We start from the raw sequence: 23,640 nt of genomic DNA, 5'->3' as shown, positions 1-23,640 counted from the left end.
GAGCAGAAGCACAGGGTGAAGGAACTGGGAGATGCGTGGGTGTGGATCGAGATAACGTCGGGTGTTGGATCGTCAAAGGCAATGGCGCGACCAACCCCGGCTACGTCGGCATCGATATCGGTGCGGCACGCAGCATGCCAGCCTCCGTCATCGAGGCCACGTGGTGCCTGAGTGCCCGGACCCGGCGCCCGGCACTCGTTCGTCGCGGTGATCTCATCGCGCTGTGGATCACCGGGAAAAAGAATCCGGGCATCTATGAGTTCGGATACGTGACGAGCGACGGCCTCGCCGACGAACCGACAGACCCGGGATCTGCTCTGCACGTTGAGTTTCAGGCGATTCGACTCGATCGAGACTCATATGTGCCGAGGGCGGTGATGGCGGCATCGCCGACGCTGAGGGATTGCGAACAGTTCCGCGCGCCGATCGTGGCGAATCCGTCGTATTTGACCCGTCCGGAGGCCGTTGTCCTGGCCGGATTGATCGCTCGGCGGGTGCCGCGAGAATCGATGGAGATCTCCGGATGGGCAACCGCGCTCACATGGTGAACGAAGGAGGGCCCGCTCCGCAGCAGCACCCACTGAACGGATTTCTCGCGGGCAAAGGTGCTCGTGTGCCGAAAACCGAGGTTCACGAACATGAGGGACACTGGTCACCCGCCCCTGCCTCCAATCAGCCTTCGACAGGTCCGTGAAACCGAGAAAGCAACCAAGTACACCCAACACCAGCCGCCCGATCCCCCGGCACACGCGGAGCAACCGCATCGGGGCGCCGGCCGCCGAACTCCCACTCGAACTCGTAGCTGGCGTTCGCAAATAACGCACTCGCGTCATCGCCAGCGACGACCGCAGCCTCCGCTGGATGTGGGGCAGTCAAAACTGCCTTTGATTGTCGATGTCAGGCCACCGCGAATGTACTTCGATATTCGCTTGGGGAGGTGGCCATTATTCGAGTGAAGTGATAGCGAAACGTCACCACAGAGGCGAATCCGACCATCCCCGCAATACGTTCAACCGGCACATCTGAGGTCTCGAGCAACTCCAAACTGGCGTCGATACGCCTGGCGATGAGCCATTTTATCGGCGTTGTTCCCGTCGCCTTCGCGAACTGCCGCAGATAGCTGCGTCGAGACAGCATGGCTTGCTCCGCGAGATTGTCCAAGGAGATTGGTAGGTCGATCCGGGCCAGTGCCCAGTTCATGCTGTCAGTGATGGTGGTGTCACCGGCCACAGTCGGCAGTGGGCTCTCGATATATTGCGCTTGGCCGCCGGAACGATGGGGCGATGCAACGAGGCTCCGTGCGACGTCATTGGCGACCTGCGAACCGTAGTCGCGACGCACGAGATGCAGCGACAGGTCAAGTCCAGCAGAGCATCCGGCGCTCGTCAACACCGAACCCTCATCGATGTACAGCGGGCGTGGGTCGACTTCAACTGCAGGATAACGCTCTTGCAGTGTCTTCGTGTAACGCCAATGGGTTGTCGCGCGCCGCCCATCCAACACGCCCGCCGCCGCGAGGACGAACGCACCCGAACAGAAAGAGACCACCCGAGAACCCTGGTCGGCGGCATGGCTTATTGCCTCGAGCAACCGCGGCGACACCGGCTCCCGAACATCGGCGACACTAGGAATGATCACGGTGTGCGCGGCAGCAAGATCATCAAGTCCATACGACGTTCGCAGTCTCGCACCCCCCACCAACCGCACGGGATCGCGCGTGACAGTGCACAGACGCAGCTCGTACCAGGGTTTTGCGATACCTGGCCAAAACATCTCAGACAACTCCGACAGACCGAAAACTTCTGCCGCTATTCCCATCTCGAAGCCCGTCATACCGTCGTACGCGAGCACGGCCACCCGATGCCTTTCCGTACCCTCTCTCACACTCATGGCACCATCTTAGCGATAGTGGGCATCAGTGCCACTGGCCAACAGCCCCGAAGAGGCCGACCATTCGTCTATGCAGAAAAAGAACCGTCCGGCGATACAGAAGTTTCGGACCGTGATCCGCCAGGTTGCTGCCGGCGTCAGCGCGGGCAACGCACTGCGCCACAACATCTCGCCCTCAGACCAATCGTGGGCACTCTCGATACAAGAACCCTCCGCCGGCCAACGACCCGGTAGTCGAGTCGCGCAAAGGCGCGACAACAAGACCCGCCGTCCACGCCCGCTGAACAACGATTCGTCGACTAGGATTTATCAGCACTAGGACTTATCAGTTCTGATTTGCCAACACGTGCGTCAATTCAGTGACCGTAGACCCCCATTACTCATCCTCGCCGAGCCGACTTGCCTTGGCGGGCTGCGAGAGACCATATAGATGGTGCTGGGGCCGAGGTTGTAAACACCATTCCTAACGCGGTAACAGCGACAGCGACAGCGACAGCGTGGCGGCATCCACAAACAGCACGCGGCAGTGGGATACCACTATGCGCCGCCGGAGGCGCTTCGAAGTGGCTGACTGCCGGTTTGCGTATCGGACGGGTCTACGGTGCGGCAGGCACGATCCGGATGTCGCGCTCGGCGCCATCGCCGAGCACCGCGAGAGCGCCGCTCCCCTACCCGACGTAAGCTGTCAGCTCCGACAGAAGCGTCCTATCGGCGTATCACATCGGGCGACAACATGTTTCGTCGCCTAGGACGACAGCTGGCTAGACCTACCGTCGGATCAGGCAGCATTCACTCTCACCGAAATCCTCACAGGCATCCCTGTGTCACTCGACTTGATTCGCCAATCGACCTACCTCAGCCTCGACATACCATCCCCGACCGGCAATAGCCACACCGGGCGGCACGACCCGCCAAGCTGACGTTATATCTGTTGTCGGCGAGAGTAGGACGAGCCCAAACAGATGAAAGTACCGACCTCACTGAACCTTTGGTGGGTTAGCGTGCTGGCCATAAAGGCCCCACACATTTGGCGGGCTACCCTACGCGCCTTGTGATCGAGGTCAGTCGGGCGCGAAGCCGCCGACCTCAATCGACATCGCTATGGGCACGAGGAATAGAACTACGCCGCTAAGGCCGGCTATGACGGTTCCGGTAAGTAACCGCCCACGACGCCACCTCCACAAAAGGAGCGCATTAATGCTGTAGACCGTCACAAGCGGAATCACCCACGACAACCAATAGCCCAGCGTCGGGCCCGGCACCCCGGGAGCTCGGTCGTGTAGCGGTACCGGCGAGAGTTCTGCGACGTCGAACGCGACTCGAAACGTATGGACCATCCAAGTAGACGTGTACCAGCCGAGCACGCCGCCGATGAACAAGCCCACTGCTGGCACGAAGGCTGTGAGCACTTCCAGCCAAAAACTTTTACCTGATTGCCTATCGGCAGAAGAACTCGCGACCGTCCCCTCTTCAACCACCCACCGACCATAGCTTCTCCCGTCGAACTCAGTCGTCCGGTCACAACACGCAGCCTGCAGCCGCGGGGATTCCACGACACGCGTTTGTTCGAAGCCCTTGGTGCCGTACATCGAGAGCTGATCCACCAATCGGAGCGCTCGTCAGTGGCTCGATCTGAGCGACTCGACTGGCGCACTCTGGAAGAGTCCTAGACATGCAGAGGCCACCAGACAACGAGATACCCGTGCGCGCACCGATCGCCGGCATCGTCAACCGCACCTCGGAAGTAGTCTTCGCACTGACATCAGTTGAGGTGTACTCGGTCGGCGTGATGTGGACCATCGACATCTTCAAACGAGTACCTACCCACTCGCTCGGCTCCTACGGGTTCGGCCGACCCGAAACCTCGAGGTCCTCAAGTGCCCTTCTCCATCGTCACCGCTTGGCCCTTCTTCGACATTCCCGAACGCCAAGTCAGCTTCGACGGATCCGTCATTGCCGCCGCCGCCGAACGGGTAGAGCGGCTATGGGAGCCAGTCGAGGCGACGCCGGACAATCACGACATCCCGCGAGCCGACAACGCCATCCTCGTTATGCCCAGAACAGGTTGGTTCGGTGAGCATTTCGACCAAACACCTCCACCACCGAAACTCGATGAACACGGCAACGTTATGCATTTTCGAGCGATCGGCATCGACGGCGAGGGCAACCACATTCCCCTCACGCCAGCACCTCGAGGATGGCGGCAAGCCGGCGCCGACGAGTAGCGATGCCCGTATGTTGGCGGTATGGCACTGAGTAACGACGGCCCAGCCACAGCGCATACTGCACGTAGCCGATGGATCACAGCGTTAATAGCTGCCACTCAGGTGGTCACTGGGCTAGTGGGTGGTTGGTTCGTAGGCGCGGCGGTCTTGTTCGCGGCGCTGGCCGGGGCTCAAGTCGCGGGCGTTCGTTCTACGACCGGCGACTTCACGGGGATGGCCGGAATAGCCCTGTGGGCGTTGGTGGCGATCGTGGGTGCAGTTCAAGCCTTCCGGCGCCGCCGGTTCTGGCTTCCCCTTGCCGCCGGATTCGCTTTCAGCACAACAGCTTTTGCGCTGTTTGCGATACTCGTCGCAATCCCGTTTGGTGCAAGCATGCGAGAGTTCGACTGATAATCCAGGTCAGTAATTTGTCCTACGTGATCATGTCTCGTACCAGTCCTTGTTGCAGCAACGACGCTGGCCACCCTCCTCATCGCTACTGCCTGCGCCAGCTCACCGGATTACCCTGGCGAAGGTCTGAACGAATTGCCGCCACAAGCTGTCGGCGCCGTTGTGGTCGGACCGCTCGGATTGGAATCCAGCAGCGGAGCGACAAGTCGACACTGATCGCATTCGATGCGACCGGCAAGGCGCTCGGCCGGGTCGAGGGCGGTGTTGGGAATCGCCGAACACTGGATGTGCGGCGGGATAGCTCGCCGGCACGCCGCATCCCCAGGAATACCGAACACTTGCAATAGCGAACGTCCCAATCCAGCAAATTCTATTGTGCCAAAACCAATTTCGAGTGTCTTCCGGGTGAGACAACCTGCTGCACCGTGGCGACGACCACACCAACGAGCGCCATCGGGACGGCGAACCAAAGAGACACCCAAAATGACGCCCAGTTCGCTATAGCCACGAACGTCAATGCGAAGAATGTTGCGACCACGAGCCACGAAACCCAGCATCGCATCGCAAGAGCCGCCACAACCGGCGGCACCGCCAGCAACAGCCCAAGCTGGACCAGCGGCCACACGCCCAGCACGTGGACGATCGAATCATCACATTGCAACGACGCTTGGTCGCCGTCGAGTCCCAGGTCGCCGGTCTTTGAACACGACAGCGACACTTCAGATATCGGCGACATCGAAGACGAGACAGTAAACACCACCGCTGCCAGCGCCAAACTCCACCACACTGCTCTCAGCACCGACACGCCTGCAGCGTATACCCACGTCTATCGTCGACGCTCCAACCACGACGGTAGGCGCGCGCGATGGTGGGGGTCGCGGTAGTCAAAGGGTTTAGTCATGGCTCGATGCAGCGTGGGGTAGCTAAACAGTGCCAGGCCTGACCGGCCGACTCTATCGGCATGAAGCCCTCCGTTTGCCGACTGTGCTCGATTGAACGCGCGAGAGTTCCACAGATTGCGTAACCACCGATCTGCGATTGTGACCACGGGCCGATCGATAGATCCTCAGGCCGCAATGAGCCGCCGTCGACCGCTGAAAAGAACGCCACCATAATCGAACCCCCGAGATCGCCGACGTCCCATACTAGAACATGCGGTGCAACCTACGATGCACTCAGCGCGACACACCCACGCCGTATCGAGTAGCAGCCGTCAGGTCGACCGCTCGTTCGCCGCGATGTTACTTCCATCCTAGGCAGCGACGCGGTGACCAGATTCACGCAAGACCGCGATCGCGGCGTCGACGTGATCAGTTGGGACGTACACCAGATCTGCAGAGAGCGTGGACAGGACGAATACCGAGATCTTTGCGCTTGCCAACGGGGCAAGTACCGAGACCGCCATCCCGGGGATGTCCAGTTCATGTGCCGACTCGTCACCGTAGAAACACCGCCACGTATTGCCGTCCCCGCCTGAATCCTGCACCTCTACGACTGTGGTGCAGTCCGGCGCGACGACGGTGGCCACTGCAGGCCCGGGTACCTTGCCAGATGGCGAGTCCGCGATGCGGTATTCGCCCGGCAGGAGTCGAAGGCGTTGCTGTGCAACGGTGATTCGAATTGTAGTGCTCATCTAGAGGATGCTACGGAAGTTGTGTAGCCAGTTCCATCGGCACCAAGATGCGCACGAAGACGTTCCGACGAATTACTTGGTGCGGCCCTTGTCGCGTTGGGCCTGATCGCGGATCCCACGCTCGGGCTTCGGTTCCACAAAGTCGTACGCAGAGGGTACGCAGCAGCACCGAAACCGCCCACACTGGTCCAACACCAGAAGCACGAATACTGCTCCCCCACTGCACAATTTGAAACTATCAACGGCGCCTTCGTCATTGCTCGATTTAATCCCGGTACGGTCCCACGGACCCGAGGGCAACTCGATACTGGGATCGCACGCTTTCGTGAACGCGCCCTGACCCACAACACCTTTCCCTACATTTTCCTCGATGCCGCCTTCTGCAAGGCCGCATCGGCGCCCACGTCGTCGAGGACACCGCGGCGGCTATTTCTTTCGTCGACGCGAGGATCGAGTTGGCCCGAAATACGTTTTAAGGAACAAAGATAGGGATCCCGACCGCGCCGGATATCAGGATCGCTGACCCTCACACGAGTCCGTTCGCGGTGACCGCGTCAGGGCAGATTCGGTGCGGGTTGCGGGAGAGGACTGGCGCCTTCCGTGCGGAGGCCATCGAAGATGATCGCGAGGTATCGCTTCCATAGCTCGGGATCGGGATGGGAGAGATTGCTGACGACATGTACCGGTGCGCACATCAGCAGAAAAATATCTGCCCCAGTCACATCGGGGCGGATGGTGCCGGCCTGGCGGGCACGGTCGACAAGGGAATCGATGGCCAGGTGCAGACGGTTCCGTAGCTGCGTCACCCTGATATCGCCATCGCTGACCGCCCACAGAAAGTCGACGTCATGTTGTTGCCGTTCGTCGGCCGCTACGGTCAAGAATTCCAGTAGCGCAGCTCCCGGGTCAGCAGCCCCTGCCAGTTGTTGGGCGTGGGCGATGAGAATGTCGAGATGACCGGTCACGATCGCAACCATGAGATCTTCTTTACTGGCGAAATGCCGGAAAACGGTGCCTTTACCCACGCCCGCCCGACGAGCGATTTGGGCAACCGAGGCCGACAATCCGCGCTCGGTGAATTCCTCCTCGGCTGCTGCCAGCAGCAATTGCCGATTTCGCGCAGCATCCACGCGCAAGGGTCGGTCAGATGGCGGCATCTCCCAATAGTAGCAAGGTGACCGCACGGTCCGATTCCATGCTAGCGTCGCAGACGTAAGCGGACCGGTGGGTCACCTTATTGGTCCGGAGCTAGCACCAGGAGGACAGATGAAACTATCGAACGCAACGGCCCTTGTCACCGGCACCAACCGAGGCCTTGGCCACGCCTTGGCCAGTGAATTGGTGCGCCGAGGCGCGAAGGTCTACGCGACAGCACGGCGGCCAGAACTGATCGACATTTCCGGCGTCGAGGTTCTCCGCCTGGATATCACCGATCAAGCGTCGGTCGACGCGGCTGCAGCGGTCGCCGGAGACGTCGATGTGCTGATCAACAATGCTGCTTTCACCGGTGGCGGAAACCTGGTCACCGGTGAACTTGACGCCATCCGCGCCGTGATGGATTCCAATTACTATGGCACCCTTGCTGTTATCCGCGCGTTTGCCCCGATCCTCGCCCGCAACGGTGGTGGCGCGATCCTTAACGTCCTGTCCGCCGCAGCATGGAACACTGTCGACGGCAACACCGCCTACGCCGCCGCCAAGTCCGCAGCATGGGGCCTGACCAACGGAGTGCGAGTCGAACTCGCTGGACAGGGAACACAGGTCACTGCCCTGGTGCCCGGCCTGATCGCCACCCAGACCCTGCTCGATTACGCGGCGCAAGCAGGCATGAACTTGCCTGAAGAACTACTCAACCAACCGGCCGATCTGGCACATGTAGCTCTTGATGGATTGGAGGCAGGAGATTTGGAGATTCTCGACGATTTCGGCAGGCAAGCCAAGGCCAGCCTTGCAGGACCCCCGCAAGCTTTTGCACTGTAGTTGAACGCCGCAGCCACAGCCCGCACTCAAGGCAACGCCCACCCCGCCGTCCGGGGCGTCCGAGTCGCACACCTCGCACACCCACCAAGTTAGAGACTTGATGTCGCGGTAGCGGTGGGGATTTGGGTTGTTTCCTTTGCTGGTGACCACGGGGAGCGGAGTGATTTTGGTGGTCGCGGTGGTAGGCCCGTTCGATCCACGTCACCATCGCCGGTCACAGTTGCCCGCAGGTGGATCAGCGTTTCCGATCGAGCACTTTAAACCGCTGCGGCACAACTGATTTACGAACTTTCTGTGCCGATACTGGCTGCCACAAACCGAGGGGACGATCGTGGCGACTGGGTCGCGTTGATCGACAGCGCTCCATAGTGTGGGGCACCTCCCTGCACTATGGGGGCCCGATAGTCTTCTCGCGCAGCTTCTTTTCGGTGCCGGACTATCGATGGGATCGGCTTTTTACGAACTGCGGACCGACGCGGCTTATGGCGGGTACCGTCACGCATCGTGACTTCTTCGAAGGTGATCGTGGCGATCCGAAGTGGCGGATTGTCGCGGGCGAACACCGCTGACCTCGTCGATCGGTGTGCCGCGTCGGGTGCGACTCGTGTTCAGGTCAACATCAGCGACGAGCCGGTGTCACCGGCCATGCGAATCGACGAGCTCAATCCCCCGATCCAAGCTGTGGTGACATTCTGGGCCCCAGACCCCGACAAGTTGCTCGCCGTCCTCGCGGAGGACATCGACGGGGCCATCGCGGCCTGGGAGGTCGAGGCCCGCACGCCGCTTGACCCGCTGCTGCCCGCCGACGGATCGCGGATCGACGCGTTGTCCAACATCGCGTTCCTCCGGCGCCCGGCCGAGCTCGGTCACGACGAGTGGCTCGAGCGGTGGCTCGGACACCACACGCAGGTGGCGATCGACACCCAGGCCACCTTCGGTTACGTCCAGAACGTCGTCACTCGGGCGCTCCTCGAGGACACTCCCCGCGTGGACGGGATCGTCGAAGAGCTCTTCCCGATGGCGGCTGTCAGCGACATCCACGCGTTCTACGGCAGCGGTGGTGACAAGGACGACCTTGGTCGTCGAATGACCCTGATGCTCAACAGCGTTGCGCGTTTTGGTGCCGACCGGAACCTTGACGTGGTGCCGACGTCGCGCTACGACTTCGATCTCACGCGCGGCGCCTGACGGGGCGTTCTTCTTCGCCGCCGTCGCGTACTTGTGCAGCTCAGATCAGCGAGTTGCGGCCTCGACACACCGATCCCCGACCAGCAGTAGGTCACGCAAAGAACTGCCCATCTCGACAGCCCAGCTCACGTAATCGCTACTGTCGGCGTTGAACTGGGTTGGATAGAAGGCCCGGGAACGCTATGCACCGTCGTTGCTATCGCGCAGGGAATCGATCATGCCCCGCAGGATCCGGAACGCACCTGACCGCTCGGTCTCGGTCATGCCGGCCAACATTCTGACCTCGACGGACCGGACCGCCACGGTCGCCTTCTCAAGGCTTCGTCGGCCGCGAGGCGTGAGCCGAGTGGGAAGAGTCTTCCCGACGGGTGCCTCTGCAGGCCTGGTCACGTAGCCGTCTCGTTCCAGGGCCTGAAGCAGCACGTTCATCGACTGCCGTGTCACGAACGCGCCCCGCGCAAGCTCGGAGTTCGACAAACCCGGTCGCTGAGCCAGCAGCTCGAGGCACGAGTAGTGCGTCACACTCATCCCCAACGGGCGCAACACTTCCTCCATGGCTGCGCGGAGGGCGCTCGACGCCTCTTTCAGCAGATAGCCCAGCGACGTCTCCAGCTCGACACCATCTTGACTCATGTCAGTATCCTGACATATCGTGCTCTGTGTCAGCTAACTGACACGTAATTAAGGAGCATCATCATGCCCGCCACCGGCCCCGACTTCCTCTCGCTCCAAGCGCGTGACCTCAACGCTTCGCAGGCTTTCTACGAGCAGTACCTCGGCCTCGTCCGCTCCCAGGCCGGACCTCCGCACGCCGTCGTCTTCGAGACGAAACCGATCGCATTTGCACTGCGCGACGTCATTCCCGGCACCGATCTCACATCCGTTGCCCAGCCCGGCATCGGTGCCGCGATCTGGCTTCACGCCACAGACGTCCAGGCCATCCATGATGCTCTCGTCGCCGACGGTCACACCATCGTTTCCGCACCGATCGACGGACCCTTCGGTCGGACATTCACCTTCGCCGACCCCGACGGCTACCAGATCACCCTCCACGACCGCGCCTGATCGCCAAACGCCGCCGCCGTGTCGAGCATCTTCCTCCGCAACGACCGGCGCTAGCGTCGATGCCGTCACCCTGATCGCGTTGCACATCGACCACACCAACCCCGCCCGGTAGTCCCCGGGGACAACCCTGTCGAGGTTTCGTCTCGCAACATCAACACGCCCACCTAGAAGGACTCTGTTGTGGCACAATCGATTTCGTAACCAGTGACGTAGCGCAGCCCGTATGCGAACCTCCCAGGCAGTCGCGGTTCGACATGCCCGCCGATGGACCATTCGCTCTCATAACGGACTCGGAGGGATTGAGCAGCACGCCTAATCGACGTCAGTAGGTGACACTGGGGCTATGCCGTCCACGCGTACTGTCGAAAGGAACGATCGCTACCAGGTTGACCGCGTTCGACAGAGCGACGCCGAGCCACGCCCCACAACGCAGCGTCTACGCTCGTGAGGTGGCTCGGCATTGCGCTTCCAGTGACGGCAGCGGCATCGCTGCTGGTGGGATGTGCACAGTACGTGGAATCTCCACCAGCAACTCCAGTGCAGTTGCAACCTCCAAACTGCTTGGGAGATACACCGCCGGAGCCATCGCGGTTACCCCCTGACTTCGTGCCGATTGAGGCCTTGGTGTGCGGGGCGAAGGCCGAAGGGAATCCCCGCAACAATCCCGGCGCTCCCTACCTTGCATCGCGATATCGCGGAGACTTCACCGACGCAGTCAGCGCTTTGAATGGCAGGGACCGCAAGAGGGAAAGCTGCGACTACTCGCTGATCGCATTGCCCGAGCTATGGCTGATCGACGCCAGCGGCCAAGGTTTGATCCCTCGCTATCCGCTCGATGAATGCGGAGGTCCAAATATCGGCGCTCTCAACGCCATACTCGCCTTCCCCGTCGCAATGCAGGAACAACTCGTGTCACCACCGACCTCGACGTCGACCTCGCCTACGCTCACGTTCCCAATCCCAACCCCAGGTGAAGAAAACCCGCCCCCACCCTCACCACCACAACCGCGCTGAGGCCGCCGGTGACCTTCTGACTGGTATGAACGCTGAGGAATATCGGATGGCCATTCAATACCGTGTCCAACAATGCAATAGGCGGCGGGGGGATCCGTCCCACGAATTCCCAGCGATTTCCTCAATCGAGTGTGCTTAGCGACATCACCTCGGATAGCCGACTACCTGCCGCGGCCACGAAGTTGACGTCTTTTACACGAGTAGTCGACTACTCAGGTAGAACGCCCCGCGACGGTATAGCGTACATAGCATCTCGAATAGTCGTCCGGTCTTTCACGCCAACGATCGAGGAACCCGATGGGATACTTGACCGCATTCCAGGTCACCGAGGCGCTCACTGGTCTCGCCACAACGTTCCCTACGCTCTGCACCATGAGTCAGCTGACCGCGACGGTCGGCGGCAATCCGGTTAACGTTGTCGTACTTCATGATCCAGCCGTTCAGGACCGGATTCCGGTCCTCGTGATCGGCGGCGCACACGCCCGCGAATGGGCACCGCCGGACGCTCTGATCGGACTGGCTACGCGGCTACTCAACAGTCGGGCTTTGAATACCGACATCGTCTATCCCGAGTTCGTCAGCGGCGGTGTCCCCTACAGCGACCCCAACTACACGATCGCGTCCGCCGACGTCGCCAGAATGTTCGACAAGCTCGAGTTGATCTTCGTGCCGCTGATCAATCCCGATGGCCGCGACTTCAGCCTCCAGGCGAGCACCCCTGCCAACCAGCTGTGGCGGAAGAACCGCCGGGTATCACCGACGAACGCAGCGTGCGTCGGGGTCGACCTCAACCGGAACTTCCCCATCGCCTGGTTCCATCGCGATTTCTACAATCCGGCAGCAGCAGCAAAAGCCGCGGTCTCGGAGAACCCGTGCGAGGTCCAGATATACAAGGGTCCGAGCCCCGGATCAGAGATCGAGACGCAGAACATCGTCACCCTCGCCACCGACCGCAAAGTGCAGGCATTTGTCGATGTGCACATGAGCGGGCGCAGCATCACCTACCCATGGGGGCTCGACCGCAACCAGGAGGCAGATGCAACCCAGCGGTTCGACGAGGCCGCACTGAACCACTTCCCGAATCAGCCGACGAGCGGTCGCGACGGGCTACTCGGCTCCGTCTACGGCGAGTTCATCCCGACCCAACTGCATCAGCGACTCCGCACCTTGGCGGGCATCATGTCTGCCGAGATCCTGGCGTCGGCGGGAAGTTCGCCGATCGCAAAGAATCGGTCGAAGTATGCGGTGTCGCAGACAGTGGACACCGGGATCCTGCCGAAGGAGACCTTTGTCGGCTGCGCAGACGACTTTGTGTTCAGCCGACAATTCGTCGATCAAGACATGCCCGAGTGTGTCGCGTTCACGATCGAATGCGGTCTCGATGCCGGCCAGAATGAAAACAATCCGGACGAATCCGACGGTGGATTCTTTCCGCATTTCACCAAACAGTTTCCGAAAATCGAGCGGGAGATCCACGCCGGCTTGTTCGGGCTGTTCCGAGCCCTCCTCTGAGGAGCACGCCATGGAGAAAGTGATCGTTCGCGGCACCGACGGCCAGCTCGCGACGCTGCGTGGGCGATCCGGGGTGAACCTCATCGGCGGTGAATCCGGTGACTCGGGCACATGGTTTGTGGTCGCATATCTCGACGACAACGTCCGCGCGGCGCTCACCGCCGAAGGGATGCAGGTGACCCTGCTCGCTGATGCCGCAACCACCGGAACGAAACTCGAGGCCGCTCGAGGTCAGGTCGGCACCGGACCGATACCGGCCGATGTCCGGATCCGAGGCGAGTTCTCTGCCGAGTTACTTCGATCGGCCCTTATTTTCGTTCGAGAGCGGCTGAATGCCTTCGCGATCGACGCACTCGCCTCGGTAGACAGCTTGGCCGCAAAGCTCGGTGCTGCCGGTGGCGGCGCAACCATCGCCGGGGACCATTCCGATGCACTCCTCTCGATCGACAAGTTCTCCGCAGTCCTCGAAGACGGCCTACTCCACCCGAATCCCAATTTCATCCGCGCCGCGATCGCACCTTTGGCCTCGGCGATCGGTGCACTCGACACCGCTGCCATCAAACTGGGAGGAAATCTCGCGGCCCTCCTGACCGAGACCTTCGCCGTCGCCCTCCCCGGCGTCGGCATTCTCAGCCAACTCGGCCTGCCTGCCGGCCCCGGCGCGCTCACCGCAAGCAGCGGCACGCTCGGGTATTCGGTGCGCGTCAACAGCCCCGACATCGTCGGAATCGGCGCCGACTCGGTGGAACTCGCTGCCGGACTCCGGTTTCGGGGCGCCCCACCGGCGCTTGGTGTGACTGTCACAGTGACCGGGGCGCGTATCTCGATTCCGGGGGCAGGTGAACTGCTGTCGGCCATCGGCCTGGCCGGAAGTGGCGTGGCCGCCGATATCGCGGTCACGGTCGACAGCACATCCGGCGTCACGATCGGCGGCGCGACGCAGGGACGAATCGCCCTGCCCGCGCGTCCGCAAGCCGGGCCGATCAAAGTCAAAGGGCTCGCACTGGATTTCGGGCGTGACGGGGAACGGCTGGTGTTCGACCTGGTCGCAATGATCCAGGGCAATCTCGGACCACCGCTCCAGCTCACGGTGGATGGGGCCGGATTGCGGTTTGTCATCGACCCCGCGAACCCGCATCCGCTGCAGGATGCGACGGCCAAGCTGCCGACCGGATTCGGTGTTGTGCTCGATGCCGGTCCGGTGCGAGGCGGCGGATACCTCGACATACGCAGCGTCCCCGGACATCCCGACTGGACTCGCTACGGCGGTGCGTTGCAGTTGCGGATAGGTCCGGTGGACGTCAAGGCATTCGGCGTGATCACCGACAAACCCGGCGGATTCTCCATCGTCGTGGTGATGTCGGTGGAAATCAACCCACCCGTCGAACTGGGACTGTTGTTCACGCTCAACGGGGTCGGCGGCATCGTCGGTATCGAGGTGGCTGCCAATACCGAGGCCTTGCGTGCCGGCCTGCGAACCGGCGCGCTGGCCAATCTGCTGTTCCCGAGTGATCCGGTCGGCGCCGCACCGACAATCCTGGACACCTTGTCCTCGGTGTTCCCGCCCACCAAGGACGGATTCGTGATCGGTCCGATGGTGAAACTCGGTTGGGGCCGTCCGATTTCCTTTGTCACCGCCGAATTGGCGCTGATCCTCTCGCTTCCCGACACGAAGGTCCTGCTCCTTGGTCGTTTGCGGATGGCGATTCCGCTGCCCGAACTGGCGCTGATCGACCTGCGGGCGGAAGTGTACGGCGAGTTCTCGGCAGACCGAATCCTGGTGATCGCCAGCCTGTCCGGATCGCGGATCGGGTTCTTCGGCATCGGCGGTGATGTCGGCCTGCTGCTCCGGTTCGGAGACGACGCAACATTCGCTCTGTCGGCGGGTGGCTTCCACCCACGCTATGACCCGCCCAGCGAGCTGGCATCACTCCAACGTCTCAATGCCGAGCTCTCCCCTCCCGGGCTGCAATTGCGGCTCGAAGCCTATGTGGCGATCACCAGCAATTCGGTGCAGTTCGGCGGGCATCTGCAGGTGGCCATCGCGATCGGCGACACCGGCGTGTTCGGATATGTCGGACTCGACGCGCTGATCCGGTTCGCTCCCCGATTCGGGTTCCTGGTCGATGTGGAAGCCGGAGTGTGCGTTCGGGTCTTCGGGCTCACCCTGGCGTCGATCGACCTGCACCTGCACCTCGAAGGACCCGGTCCGTGGAAGGCCTGGGGCACCGGAGAGGTGTGTCTGCCGTGGCCGCTGCCCGACGTGAGCCTCGATGTCGGCCCGATCACCTGGGGTGACGACCCGGCCACCGAACCGGCGAAGGTATCGCCGCGCAAGCTCGTTCGCGACGCACTGGCGAAGGAAGCGGCGTGGCGGGCCGCCCCGGCACCCGGTCGGGAGCAACCGGTCCACCTGCACGAATTACCGGCCGGCCCCTCCGACGGTCTTCCGGTCGAACCGTGGTCGCTGCTTCAAGGACTGCAGTCGGCGGTGCCGTTGGATACGGACATCGCCCGCGTCGGTGCCAGCCCGGTTGTTGACGGCGAACATCGAATCAGTTTGGGCGAGCCAGTTTTCGAAGATGTCAGTGGAGGTGGCGCACTCACCGGGGCGGCCCGGTCACCGGTCGCCGATCGGTTCGCCGCAGGCCAGTATCTCGATCTGTCCGACGACCAGCAGCTGCGCCGGCCCTCGTTCGAGCAGTTCCCGGCGGGGCTCAGGATCGATCCGCAGGGTGTGGCCGATCCGGCGGCGGGAGCAGTCGAGGCGGATCTGCGATACGAGACCTCGTATCCGCATCGGCCACGCAAGCGGTTCACGACCGAGCTGTACACCTTGACTGGCGCCGACGCCGTGCTCGCGGCGTACGCAACCGCGGCCGGACACAGCAATCTGCGGGCCGGCGACCGCTACGCCACCCTGTCGCCCGGTCTGCCCATGGCAGGGTCCGACCAGGCCGTTGTTCGCAGTCGCAGCGACCTCACTGTGGTGGCGGGGGTTTCGAGTGCGGTCATGACCTGGACCCATGCCGAAGCGGCGGCGGCCGCCGCCCCCGCAGCCCTGCAAGTTGTCGCACTCGGAGGCGCCTGATGGCCGGAAAAATCGTGGCGGACGCCTTTCGCGTACACCTGCCGATCGAACCCGAAAAGCTCGTCTTCGACTCCTACACGCTGCTGCCGCACTACCGCACCGGTATCGCCGCCGCATTGCGCCATCCGTTCAGTCCCACCGCACCCGCCACGGCAAAGGTGGCCCTGCGGGTGCCGGTGGTCGCCGCGGCCGGGACCGACAACGCCGAAGTGACGCTGCGCCTGCGTGGTCCGGGCGCGGTGGCGTCGCTGATCGGAAAGCAGGTGATCCGGAGGTACCCAGAACCCGGCACCGCCAATGCCGAACCGAGCGACATCGCACACATCGAATTCGATGCGCCCGACCTGCCATGGCAATTCACGCCGGCTGGGCCGGATACGAACGGGCACCTGCCGCCGTGGCTGCGTCTGGTGGTCGTCGATGCGGCAGTCTCCAAGGTCGTCACCACCACGTCGGGTGGGCTTCCGGTGTTGACGACTCCACGTTCCGAACTTCCGCCGACCGGCGAGGCCTGGGCGTGGGCGCACGCGCAGGTGATCGGCAAAATCGCTGCGGCACAAACCATTGCGCAACGCCTCGCGCCCGCCACACCGTTGGCAAATCTGTCCCGTCTTGTCGCCCCGCGTCAGTTACCGGCATTCCGGAACTGGATCGCCTGTGTGGTGCCGACTTTCAAGGTCGGCGCGCAGGCGGGGCTCGGCAATGAACCCACTGAACAAACGCTGGCGTACGCCTGGGGCGACGGCGCGGGTGGTGTGGTCACACTGCCGGTCTACGACCATTGGACCTTCTCGACGGGCCCGAACGGTGACTTCGAAACCCTCGCCGAACGATTGTGGCCGGTGATGGCGACAGGCTCGGTCGGCGAGCGCCGCGTCGATGCCACTCACCCCGGAAACGGCATTCCTGTTGTCCCCGCCGATGCGGAAGGCGGCGACCGGCGGGTCCGGGGCGCGCTCACCCGGCCCAACGCGCCCAACTCCGACGGCAAGCACTGGCCGACCGGCACCACCGACCACCTGCGCCACCAACTCGAAGCCGCCGCCGAGCACAAGTTCGGCGCCCCCGCCGCTGACGACCCAGCTGTTGGTCCCCCGATCTACGCGGGCGCGCACACCGCACGCTCGCGGGTCCCGGACGCACCGGCGTCCTGGTTTCGCGATCTCAACCTCGACCCGGCCGACCGCATCGTGGCGGGCCTGGGCACCCGTGTCGTTCAGATGGATCAGGAATCCCTGATGGCCAGTGCGTGGGCGCAGGTGGCCGGGGTCGAGGACGCGAACCGCGCGCTGCGGTTGGCCCAATTCGCCCGCTACACAGCCCAATCGCTGCACCGTCGCCACCTCGGCGGCTTCGACGCGGCAAACCTGCTCGCCGTGACGCAGCGGGTGTCGAGCCGGATTCTGGCTGAACCGGGCACAACGCTGAGCGCGCACATCGGGGCGAGTGTGCTGCCCAGCGGCGCGGTGGCCGGGATCTTGCGGCGACTCGCGGCACCACGCGGCAAGATCACCCGGTTCGTGCGGTCGCCCGACGGCGAATTGCCCGCGGTATCCCGTGCGCGGGCAGTGCGCCGCCTGGTCACCGACGATGAAGGCAACGCCCGCAATTGGGTCCGCACCTATGCCGATCCCGACGGAGTGACTGACCTGCACCCCGCCGGTCTGGAACTCCTCCCTCCCGGTCTCGGCGACCTGGTCGCCGCCGGGTTGGCCGAACCCGCCCTCCCCGACGCGCTGACCGCCGCCGCCGACGACGGATCACTGTCGGACCTGCTCGAAGGCGACCCACCCGACATCGCCCGAGATGTTGTGGCCACCATGCTCGATGCCCTGCTCGCCGCACTCCCGACCCGCGACGAGATGGAGCGGAACCGTGATGCGGCCGCCGGTGTCGGCGACATCCTGCGTCAACTGTTCGCAGTTCTCGACGTCGGACAACGATTCGGCCAGACCGACTGGATCGTGCAGGCATCGACTGCTGCCCGCACCGGCATCGGACGTTCGGTGGGTGACGGTTTGGCCCTGGTCACTGTCAACGAGGTGGAGTCCTACGCCCGCGCGGTGGCGGAATGGGCCCGCGAGGCCGGTTTCCCGGTTGAAGTCGCCGCCGACCCCGAGGTGATCGATGTGCTGCTCGTCGCCATCCGCCACAGTGAGCCGCGTGGCCTCGCCGACGACTACCGGTTGTTGTCCGACGGCCTGACCCGTCCCGGCGGATTGCGCGACATCGACCGCAGCAACTTCGCCGTGGGCAGCCTCGACCTGCTGGGCAAGCTCGACCCGAAGGAAACACTCACGCGACGCGTACTCGCCCGGCTACCTGCGCCCAACCTCTGGCCGCCGTGGCTACCGCGAGACTGGTTCGGGGACAAAAGAATCGAACAGGTGCTGGCCGCACCACGCTTCGCCCACCCGATGTATGAGGCGCTCGACCGGTATGACCGGGAATGGTTGATGCCAGGTGTTGGCGCGATGAAACCGCACGAGATGGTGACACTGCTACAGACCAACGCCCGCTTTGCCGAGGCATTCTTGATCGGCGCCAACACCGAATTCGCTCGCGAACTGGTGTGGCGGGGGTACCCGACCGACGGGCGCGCGACGTCCTTCTACTCGTTCTGGACGCCGGCAGCCGAACTTCTGGCTCCCGTCCACGCCCTGGACGACCAGTCGCTCGGCGAGCACATCGACGAAAAGTTCGCCGGCGCACTCGTTCTGCTCGTGCGCGGCGAACTGATCCGGCGGTATCCGAATGTCCTCGCGCATGCCGTCAAGCAGACAGCTGATGCCGATCCGCCCACGGTGTTCGCCAAGGATCCGGCGAAGACGCTGTTCCGCCTCCACCTCGACCCCGACCTGCTGCTCATCGGTTTCGATCTCAAAGCAGCCGATGTGGCCGCGCCGCCACCCGGGATGGCCGGCGCCTACTGGTTCACTCTCAGCGAGCACATCGGTGAGCCACGATTCGGGCTCGACGAAGTGGACGAACCGGCCGCCAAACATCCCGACGGGGCCTTGGTGAAACGCGACGACCTGCAATGGGGTGATCTCATGCAAGACGCCAACGGGTTCCTGCTAACCACCACACCTCGGGTGAAGATCGATGTGACTGGCGGCTATCGGCCCGATGCGGCGTTCCTGGCATGGTTGCTGTTCCAGCAACCATCGCGGGCGGCGTTCGCGGCCACCGACATCATGGACAAGGTGCGGTGATGGACAACTGGGAAGCCGTGGATCCGGCCGTACCAATGCTGTTGCTGCCAGTGCGAATCGAAACCCGTTCAACGCCGGATCGCACCGCGCTGCGCGTACGGATCTATCCCGACGACGTCCATGTCGACATGCTCGATACCGCAGTGAACCCCGACGAACGCGTGGCAGGCGTCCGTTACTGGCAAGAACGTTGGCCTGTCGATCGACCGGTCAATGCCTCCGACCCGTGGACCGGACTGGTCGGTGCAATCGGTGCGCGGCGGGCGGCCTGGGTCGCGGCGGCCCTGACGCCGGTGAATCTCGCTGCCCGGCCGGACGATCCGCCGGAGTTCCCGGATGTCCCCGATGCGCCGGACGTCAACGGTGTGTGGGCGCGGTTGCTGCCGGACTGTTTTCGCGTCGTGGTTGATCAAGCCGGTGTCCGGACGTCAACTCCCGGCGCACCGATCGCACGCGAAGGCCTCGCGCTGGGCCCCGGATTGGATCTGCGAAAGCCCGGCGCGACAGAGAAGCTCGGTGCGATGGTCGACAGCCTGCGGGGGCAACCGGGCATCGAGCCGGATCCCGACATCGCTTGGCTCACCGACTACGACGCCGCCGAAGCCGCAGGTATGGCCGTGACGGTGCCGCTGACCGATCCGTTCGCGCGCATCGACCGGCTGTACGTGATCGGTGTACGTGCTGCAGAATCACCCGAGTCGACGGCCGACGAGCTCGCACATCTGTTGCGTGCACACGCATTCGGCGACGGACTCGCGTTTGTCGCACCGGGGACGGTCACCAACAACACCGCCTCCTCGAAGTCGGCATGGAGTCGTGCTGCCCGGACGCCGGGTGAACCACCGATCGGCGTCGCGTCGCCGGATCCGGCGGCCAACGCCCAGGTGCTGGCCACCGCGTTCGGCATCAGTCCCACCGACCTGATCGGACTCGATGACGCGAACCGCACCGACCAGGCGACGGCGGCGGCGTTTGCCACCGCGCTGTGGCCGATCACGTGGGGAACATTCCTCGACAAATCCCTGACCCCGAATGCGGCAAGCGGCGCGGTACCCGCGGCAGCTCGCGAAACCGTGCGTGAGCATGCAGCCGCACATGTGCGGGGGCTCGGTCCGCTGCCGACGATGCGAATCGGCAAGCAACCCTATGGAATTCTTCCCGCCACCACACACGGGGCGTGGTGGAAGCCCCGAGCAGGCGACTACATCGACCAGTCGCTGGCTGCGCTGCTGTCACGAATCCGGCCGCTGTGGACGCAGGCCGCTCACTCGGTGCCGACGGTGACCTCGGGCGATCTCGAGAAGGACCTACCGCACATCCTCGGTCACACGCCGCTCTCGCGCGGCCTACGAGTGCGTAGCGCCGTCGACGCGCAGACGGCCAAACCGATCACGCCCAACCTCGGGACCGCAGCCAACTCGGCGGCGCAACATGCGGTCACCGTGGCCATCGAGACTCTTATCGGCACCACCCCCGGTGTTTTTGTGCCGCCCGACCTACTCGGGAAATCCACCCGCAACCTGGCGTTGCCGATGGCACATGACAGCGACGCCGACTTCTGTTCAGCGATCCTGCGGATCGAACAGCTCCCCGAGGTACACAGTGTCCTGCAGGCACTACTCGGACTCGCCGAGGCAAAATCCCGTCACGAGGTAGAAGAGTTTTTCGTGCGGGAACGGCTGCAGCAGTTACAGATCCGGCTGGGTGCCGCCCAAGATTTTGTCAGCCAAGACGCGATCGACCTGGGACTTGCTGCTCTACAACGCCTCTCGGATCGGTCCTGGGATGAGCGTGAGCTCTACCGGGATGCTGCGTCTGCCCTGGAAAGTTACGTCGGCCCGTTCGAGCCGACACGGTTCGCGGCCCGCTTCCCGATCGTCTCGCTGCGCCCGCACCTCACGGAGGCCATCGGCGATGTCATCGAAGGTGTGCGTGCAGCGGCCGCAGCACTTCGGGCTGCCCAGCGGTTCAGTGAAATTCGCGCTGCCATCACGACCATTGCCGGGATCGAGAGCATCACTGACCGTACGCTGTTCCTGTCCGGCACCCTTGACTGCACCTCGCACCGACTCGACGCCTGGCTGACTTCCCTGGCCGCTCGTCGGCTCACTGCCGCCCGCACGAGTGGGGTCCGGGGAATCGTCGTCGGCGCCTACGGCTGGGCCGACGGATTCGACTTGGCGCCGCCGGTTACTGTCGACGTGCCCGGCCTGGAGGGACCGGTGTTCCAGGCATCGCGCGACGGCGGCCACATCCTTGCCCCGAGCCCTGCCCACGCGGCGACGGCTGCCGTACTGCGCGGCGCGCATCTCACCCACGATCCCGGCGACACGGGCCGTTCGGCGTTGAACATCGACCTGTCCAGTACCCGAACGCGCGCAGCGATGTCGGTGCTCGACGGAATTCGGTCCGGTCAACCGATGGGGGCACTGCTCGGGTATCGGTTGGAGCAGTGGCTACACATCCGGACGCCGGAGGGTCACGCACTGGATCGGTTCATCTATTGCCTGCGATCGCTTGCACCGATTGTCGCCGCGAAGGCGACCGACCGGGCTCCCGCGGGTACCCCGGTCCCGGAATCGCTGGAGTCGATCGCCGCCTCCGAGGTGACCGATGGGCTCCGCCTGCTGGAACTGTTTCGGGCCGACCCGGATTCGGTACTCGCCCGGCTCAACACACCTCCCGCCGCTTACAAGAACTACATCGTGAACTGGGCACTCCCGACTCCCGACGAGATCGCGGCGGTGAGCGCCGCGATCGAGCGGCTCGACCGGTTGCACGACGCGATCGCCGACCTGCTGCTCGCCGAGTCGGTGCATCAACTCGTGCTCGGGTCTGCGCCGCGGGCGGCCGCCGCGATGGATGCACTCTCCGGCGATGGCATGCCCCCGATCCCCGATGTCGTGAAGACACCGCGCTCGGGTGTCGGCCTGACACATCGAATCCTTGTGGGGGTGCCCGATGGTGCTGTTAGCGTTGTCGATGGCTGGGCGGTCGCGGCCCGCGCAAAAGCCCACCCCGCCTGGGAGATGTGGGCCCGCGAGGGGTTCGGGCGAGCCGATCTGATCGTGCTCGGGCCCGGAATCACCCTCGCGGACGCACACCTCTGTGCCCTCGACTTCCTTGTCGCAGCAGGCAACAACCCTGCACCGTTCTGGGCACTTCTTCGTCGGCGCCTACCCGGTCTCGCTGTCGAGCCCGAACCGGTCCGTCCGGCCGGACTCCCCGCGAACGCCCTGATCTTCACGGAGGCATGGTCGCTCGCCGGTTCCCTCCGGAATCTGATCGTGGGAACCCGCGCCCTCGGGCCCGAGGACCTGGTGCCACCCGGGGAGGCCGGATCGACGAGCACCACACAACGTCGGACCATTGATCTCGCCGACCTTCATACGCGCGCCGAGGCCGCGGTGACCGCGCTCGGGGCGCTCATCGACGCCGTTGAAGAACCCATCGCCCGAGTGGACGCCTTCGCCCTGTTCGGACTGGGTATGTCTGGTGACCCGACAATTCTGCCGGACAACGAACTCGCGGCACACATAGGTGGGTTGAACGCCGGAGCGCAACGACGGTTCGCGGCGGCCGATGCACTGCTCACCGCATTCAACGGAGAGCCACCAGAAGATGATGCCCGAGCGCAGGCCGCGCTGGCCGAAGTGATCTCGCAGGTATTCGACGACAAGCTGCCGGTATTGCCGGTGATCGAGCAGGGCCCCGACCCGGTTGCAGTGAGCCTCGCCGCCGGAGTCCGTGTGCTGCAGGAGAATCGTGAGGTATCCGACGGCCGAGACGTGCGGCCCTGGCTCACCCGGATCGCCCGGGTGCGACCCGCAGTGGCCCGCTACACCGAGACCTTGCTCCTACGAGAAGCATTGGGGCAGCGGGTACCGCTGCGCGTGGGACAACTACCGGACGGCGCCTTCGGCACCTGGATCGGCCTCCCGTTCGGCAAAGATACTCTGCCTCCGGATGTTTCAGTGACCGGGTTTGTTGTCGAGACGACTGCGGATGCGGTACCGGGACGGCTTGCCGGGTTTGTCGTCGACGAATGGACCGACGTGGTGCCCCGACGAGTATCCGTGCGCGACCAGGCCACCGGAGAGCCGACCGGTGCGCTGCAGGAAGTCGGCACCGCCGGACTCGCGGTCAATGCCAACGGCCCCAACGCCCGTGCGCCGCAAGTCCTGTTGCTCGCGGTGAGTCCGGACGACGCGCCGTGGTCGCCGGAAAAGGTGATCGATCTGCTGCGCGATACCTACGCGCTCGCACAGGAACGCGCGGTCACCCTGGAACGGCTTCCGCTGGCCGGCCGGCTGCTTCCGGCCGCCTACGTGCAGGACTGGTCGCTGCAGGGCGAACCGGTGCTGGACGTCGCCCGGCTGGTGATGAACGCGGGCGTCAAAGAAGCCATACTGACCCACGTCGCAGAAAAGAGCTGAG

Annotated in this window: 16 protein-coding genes and 1 pseudogene; 11 read left to right on the top strand and 6 right to left on the bottom strand. The window is 63.7% G+C overall.

Annotation, left to right across the window (positions count from 1 at the left end):
* The first annotated feature begins 35 nt into the window (after nucleotides 1-35).
* Entirely contained in the window at nucleotides 36-548 is a 513-nt protein-coding gene (locus AC1TPF_RS25210; protein ID WP_482145639.1) for a hypothetical protein, read from the top strand.
* A 349-nt stretch (nucleotides 549-897) separates the two neighbouring features.
* On the opposite strand, the gene AC1TPF_RS25205 is transcribed toward AC1TPF_RS25210, so the two are convergent.
* Nucleotides 898-1,890, bottom strand: coding sequence for a helix-turn-helix domain-containing protein (locus tag AC1TPF_RS25205; protein WP_482145638.1), 993 nt, complete (start codon nucleotides 1,888-1,890; stop codon nucleotides 898-900).
* Between the two features lie 1,061 nt (nucleotides 1,891-2,951).
* Entirely contained in the window at nucleotides 2,952-3,494 is a 543-nt protein-coding gene (locus AC1TPF_RS25200; RefSeq protein ID WP_482145637.1) for a hypothetical protein, read from the bottom strand.
* A gap of 273 nt (nucleotides 3,495-3,767) precedes the next feature.
* On the opposite strand from AC1TPF_RS25200, the gene AC1TPF_RS25195 reads away from it, so the two are divergent.
* Together AC1TPF_RS25195 and AC1TPF_RS25190 are read left to right on the top strand one after the other, a co-directional pair.
* Nucleotides 3,768-4,115, top strand: coding sequence for a hypothetical protein (locus AC1TPF_RS25195; protein ID WP_482145636.1), 348 nt, complete (start codon nucleotides 3,768-3,770; stop codon nucleotides 4,113-4,115).
* Nucleotides 4,116-4,217: 102 nt separating this feature from the next.
* Nucleotides 4,218-4,505, top strand: a complete 288-nt coding sequence (locus tag AC1TPF_RS25190) for a hypothetical protein (protein WP_482145635.1) — start codon at nucleotides 4,218-4,220, stop codon at nucleotides 4,503-4,505.
* A 370-nt stretch (nucleotides 4,506-4,875) separates the two neighbouring features.
* Here the strand turns inward: AC1TPF_RS25190 and AC1TPF_RS25185 are convergent, their stop codons facing one another.
* Together AC1TPF_RS25185 and AC1TPF_RS25180 are read right to left on the bottom strand one after the other, a co-directional pair.
* Complete coding sequence (locus tag AC1TPF_RS25185) at nucleotides 4,876-5,280, bottom strand: ABC transporter permease (RefSeq protein ID WP_482145634.1); 405 nt, start codon at nucleotides 5,278-5,280, stop codon at nucleotides 4,876-4,878.
* A gap of 477 nt (nucleotides 5,281-5,757) precedes the next feature.
* Nucleotides 5,758-6,138 carry an ACT domain-containing protein gene (locus AC1TPF_RS25180; RefSeq protein ID WP_482141726.1) on the bottom strand — a complete coding sequence of 127 codons (381 nt, stop codon included), beginning with the start codon at nucleotides 6,136-6,138 and terminating at the stop codon, nucleotides 5,758-5,760.
* Between the two features lie 279 nt (nucleotides 6,139-6,417).
* On the opposite strand from AC1TPF_RS25180, the pseudogene AC1TPF_RS25175 reads away from it, so the two are divergent.
* Nucleotides 6,418-6,548: pseudogene (locus AC1TPF_RS25175) on the top strand (IS256 family transposase); the annotation flags it as partial.
* Nucleotides 6,549-6,692: 144 nt separating this feature from the next.
* Here AC1TPF_RS25175 and AC1TPF_RS25170 read toward each other — a convergent pair.
* Entirely contained in the window at nucleotides 6,693-7,295 is a 603-nt protein-coding gene (locus tag AC1TPF_RS25170) for a TetR/AcrR family transcriptional regulator (RefSeq protein WP_482141724.1), read from the bottom strand.
* A gap of 109 nt (nucleotides 7,296-7,404) precedes the next feature.
* Between AC1TPF_RS25170 and AC1TPF_RS25165 the strand changes: the two genes are divergently transcribed.
* Nucleotides 7,405-8,118, top strand: coding sequence for an SDR family NAD(P)-dependent oxidoreductase (locus AC1TPF_RS25165; protein ID WP_482141722.1), 714 nt, complete (start codon nucleotides 7,405-7,407; stop codon nucleotides 8,116-8,118).
* Between the two features lie 504 nt (nucleotides 8,119-8,622).
* Nucleotides 8,623-9,306, top strand: coding sequence for a hypothetical protein (locus tag AC1TPF_RS25160; protein WP_482141720.1), 684 nt, complete (start codon nucleotides 8,623-8,625; stop codon nucleotides 9,304-9,306).
* Nucleotides 9,307-9,486: 180 nt separating this feature from the next.
* Here the strand turns inward: AC1TPF_RS25160 and AC1TPF_RS25155 are convergent, their stop codons facing one another.
* Nucleotides 9,487-9,939, bottom strand: a complete 453-nt coding sequence (locus AC1TPF_RS25155) for a MarR family winged helix-turn-helix transcriptional regulator (protein ID WP_482141718.1) — start codon at nucleotides 9,937-9,939, stop codon at nucleotides 9,487-9,489.
* 63 nt (nucleotides 9,940-10,002) lie between these two features.
* On the opposite strand from AC1TPF_RS25155, the gene AC1TPF_RS25150 reads away from it, so the two are divergent.
* The 5 genes from AC1TPF_RS25150 (at nucleotide 10,003) to AC1TPF_RS25130 (ending at nucleotide 23,639) form a co-directional block, all read left to right on the top strand.
* The gene (locus AC1TPF_RS25150; protein WP_482141716.1) at nucleotides 10,003-10,371 is read left to right on the top strand and encodes a VOC family protein; all 369 of its coding nucleotides are present in this window, start codon (nucleotides 10,003-10,005) and stop codon (nucleotides 10,369-10,371) included.
* A 1,311-nt stretch (nucleotides 10,372-11,682) separates the two neighbouring features.
* Entirely contained in the window at nucleotides 11,683-12,897 is a 1,215-nt protein-coding gene (locus AC1TPF_RS25145; RefSeq protein ID WP_482141712.1) for a M14 family zinc carboxypeptidase, read from the top strand.
* Between the two features lie 10 nt (nucleotides 12,898-12,907).
* Entirely contained in the window at nucleotides 12,908-15,988 is a 3,081-nt protein-coding gene (locus AC1TPF_RS25140) for a DUF6603 domain-containing protein (protein WP_482141710.1), read from the top strand.
* Complete coding sequence (locus AC1TPF_RS25135) at nucleotides 15,988-19,203, top strand: hypothetical protein (RefSeq protein WP_482141708.1); 3,216 nt, start codon at nucleotides 15,988-15,990, stop codon at nucleotides 19,201-19,203. Before AC1TPF_RS25140 ends, AC1TPF_RS25135 begins: the two co-directional genes overlap by 1 nt.
* Nucleotides 19,203-23,639, top strand: a complete 4,437-nt coding sequence (locus tag AC1TPF_RS25130; protein WP_482145633.1) for a hypothetical protein — start codon at nucleotides 19,203-19,205, stop codon at nucleotides 23,637-23,639. Before AC1TPF_RS25135 ends, AC1TPF_RS25130 begins: the two co-directional genes overlap by 1 nt.
* Nucleotide 23,640 lies beyond the last annotated feature (1 nt).

Source organism: Williamsia sp. Y853, from assembly GCF_056786495.1.
Note: the sequence above shows the minus strand (reverse complement) of the source record. Positions and strands in the feature narration are given on the sequence as shown.

Coding starts and splice junctions, on each gene's coding strand:
- AC1TPF_RS25150 (WP_482141716.1), top strand. CDS start 10,003: ATGCCCGCCACCGGCCCCGACTTCCTCTCGCTCCAAGCGCGTGACCTC.
- AC1TPF_RS25140 (WP_482141710.1), top strand. CDS start 12,908: ATGGAGAAAGTGATCGTTCGCGGCACCGACGGCCAGCTCGCGACGCTG.
- AC1TPF_RS25145 (WP_482141712.1), top strand. CDS start 11,683: ATGGGATACTTGACCGCATTCCAGGTCACCGAGGCGCTCACTGGTCTC.
- AC1TPF_RS25205 (WP_482145638.1), bottom strand. CDS start 1,890: ATGAGTGTGAGAGAGGGTACGGAAAGGCATCGGGTGGCCGTGCTCGCG.
- AC1TPF_RS25135 (WP_482141708.1), top strand. CDS start 15,988: ATGGCCGGAAAAATCGTGGCGGACGCCTTTCGCGTACACCTGCCGATC.
- AC1TPF_RS25130 (WP_482145633.1), top strand. CDS start 19,203: ATGGACAACTGGGAAGCCGTGGATCCGGCCGTACCAATGCTGTTGCTG.
- AC1TPF_RS25180 (WP_482141726.1), bottom strand. CDS start 6,138: ATGAGCACTACAATTCGAATCACCGTTGCACAGCAACGCCTTCGACTC.
- AC1TPF_RS25170 (WP_482141724.1), bottom strand. CDS start 7,295: ATGCCGCCATCTGACCGACCCTTGCGCGTGGATGCTGCGCGAAATCGG.
- AC1TPF_RS25165 (WP_482141722.1), top strand. CDS start 7,405: ATGAAACTATCGAACGCAACGGCCCTTGTCACCGGCACCAACCGAGGC.
- AC1TPF_RS25155 (WP_482141718.1), bottom strand. CDS start 9,939: ATGAGTCAAGATGGTGTCGAGCTGGAGACGTCGCTGGGCTATCTGCTG.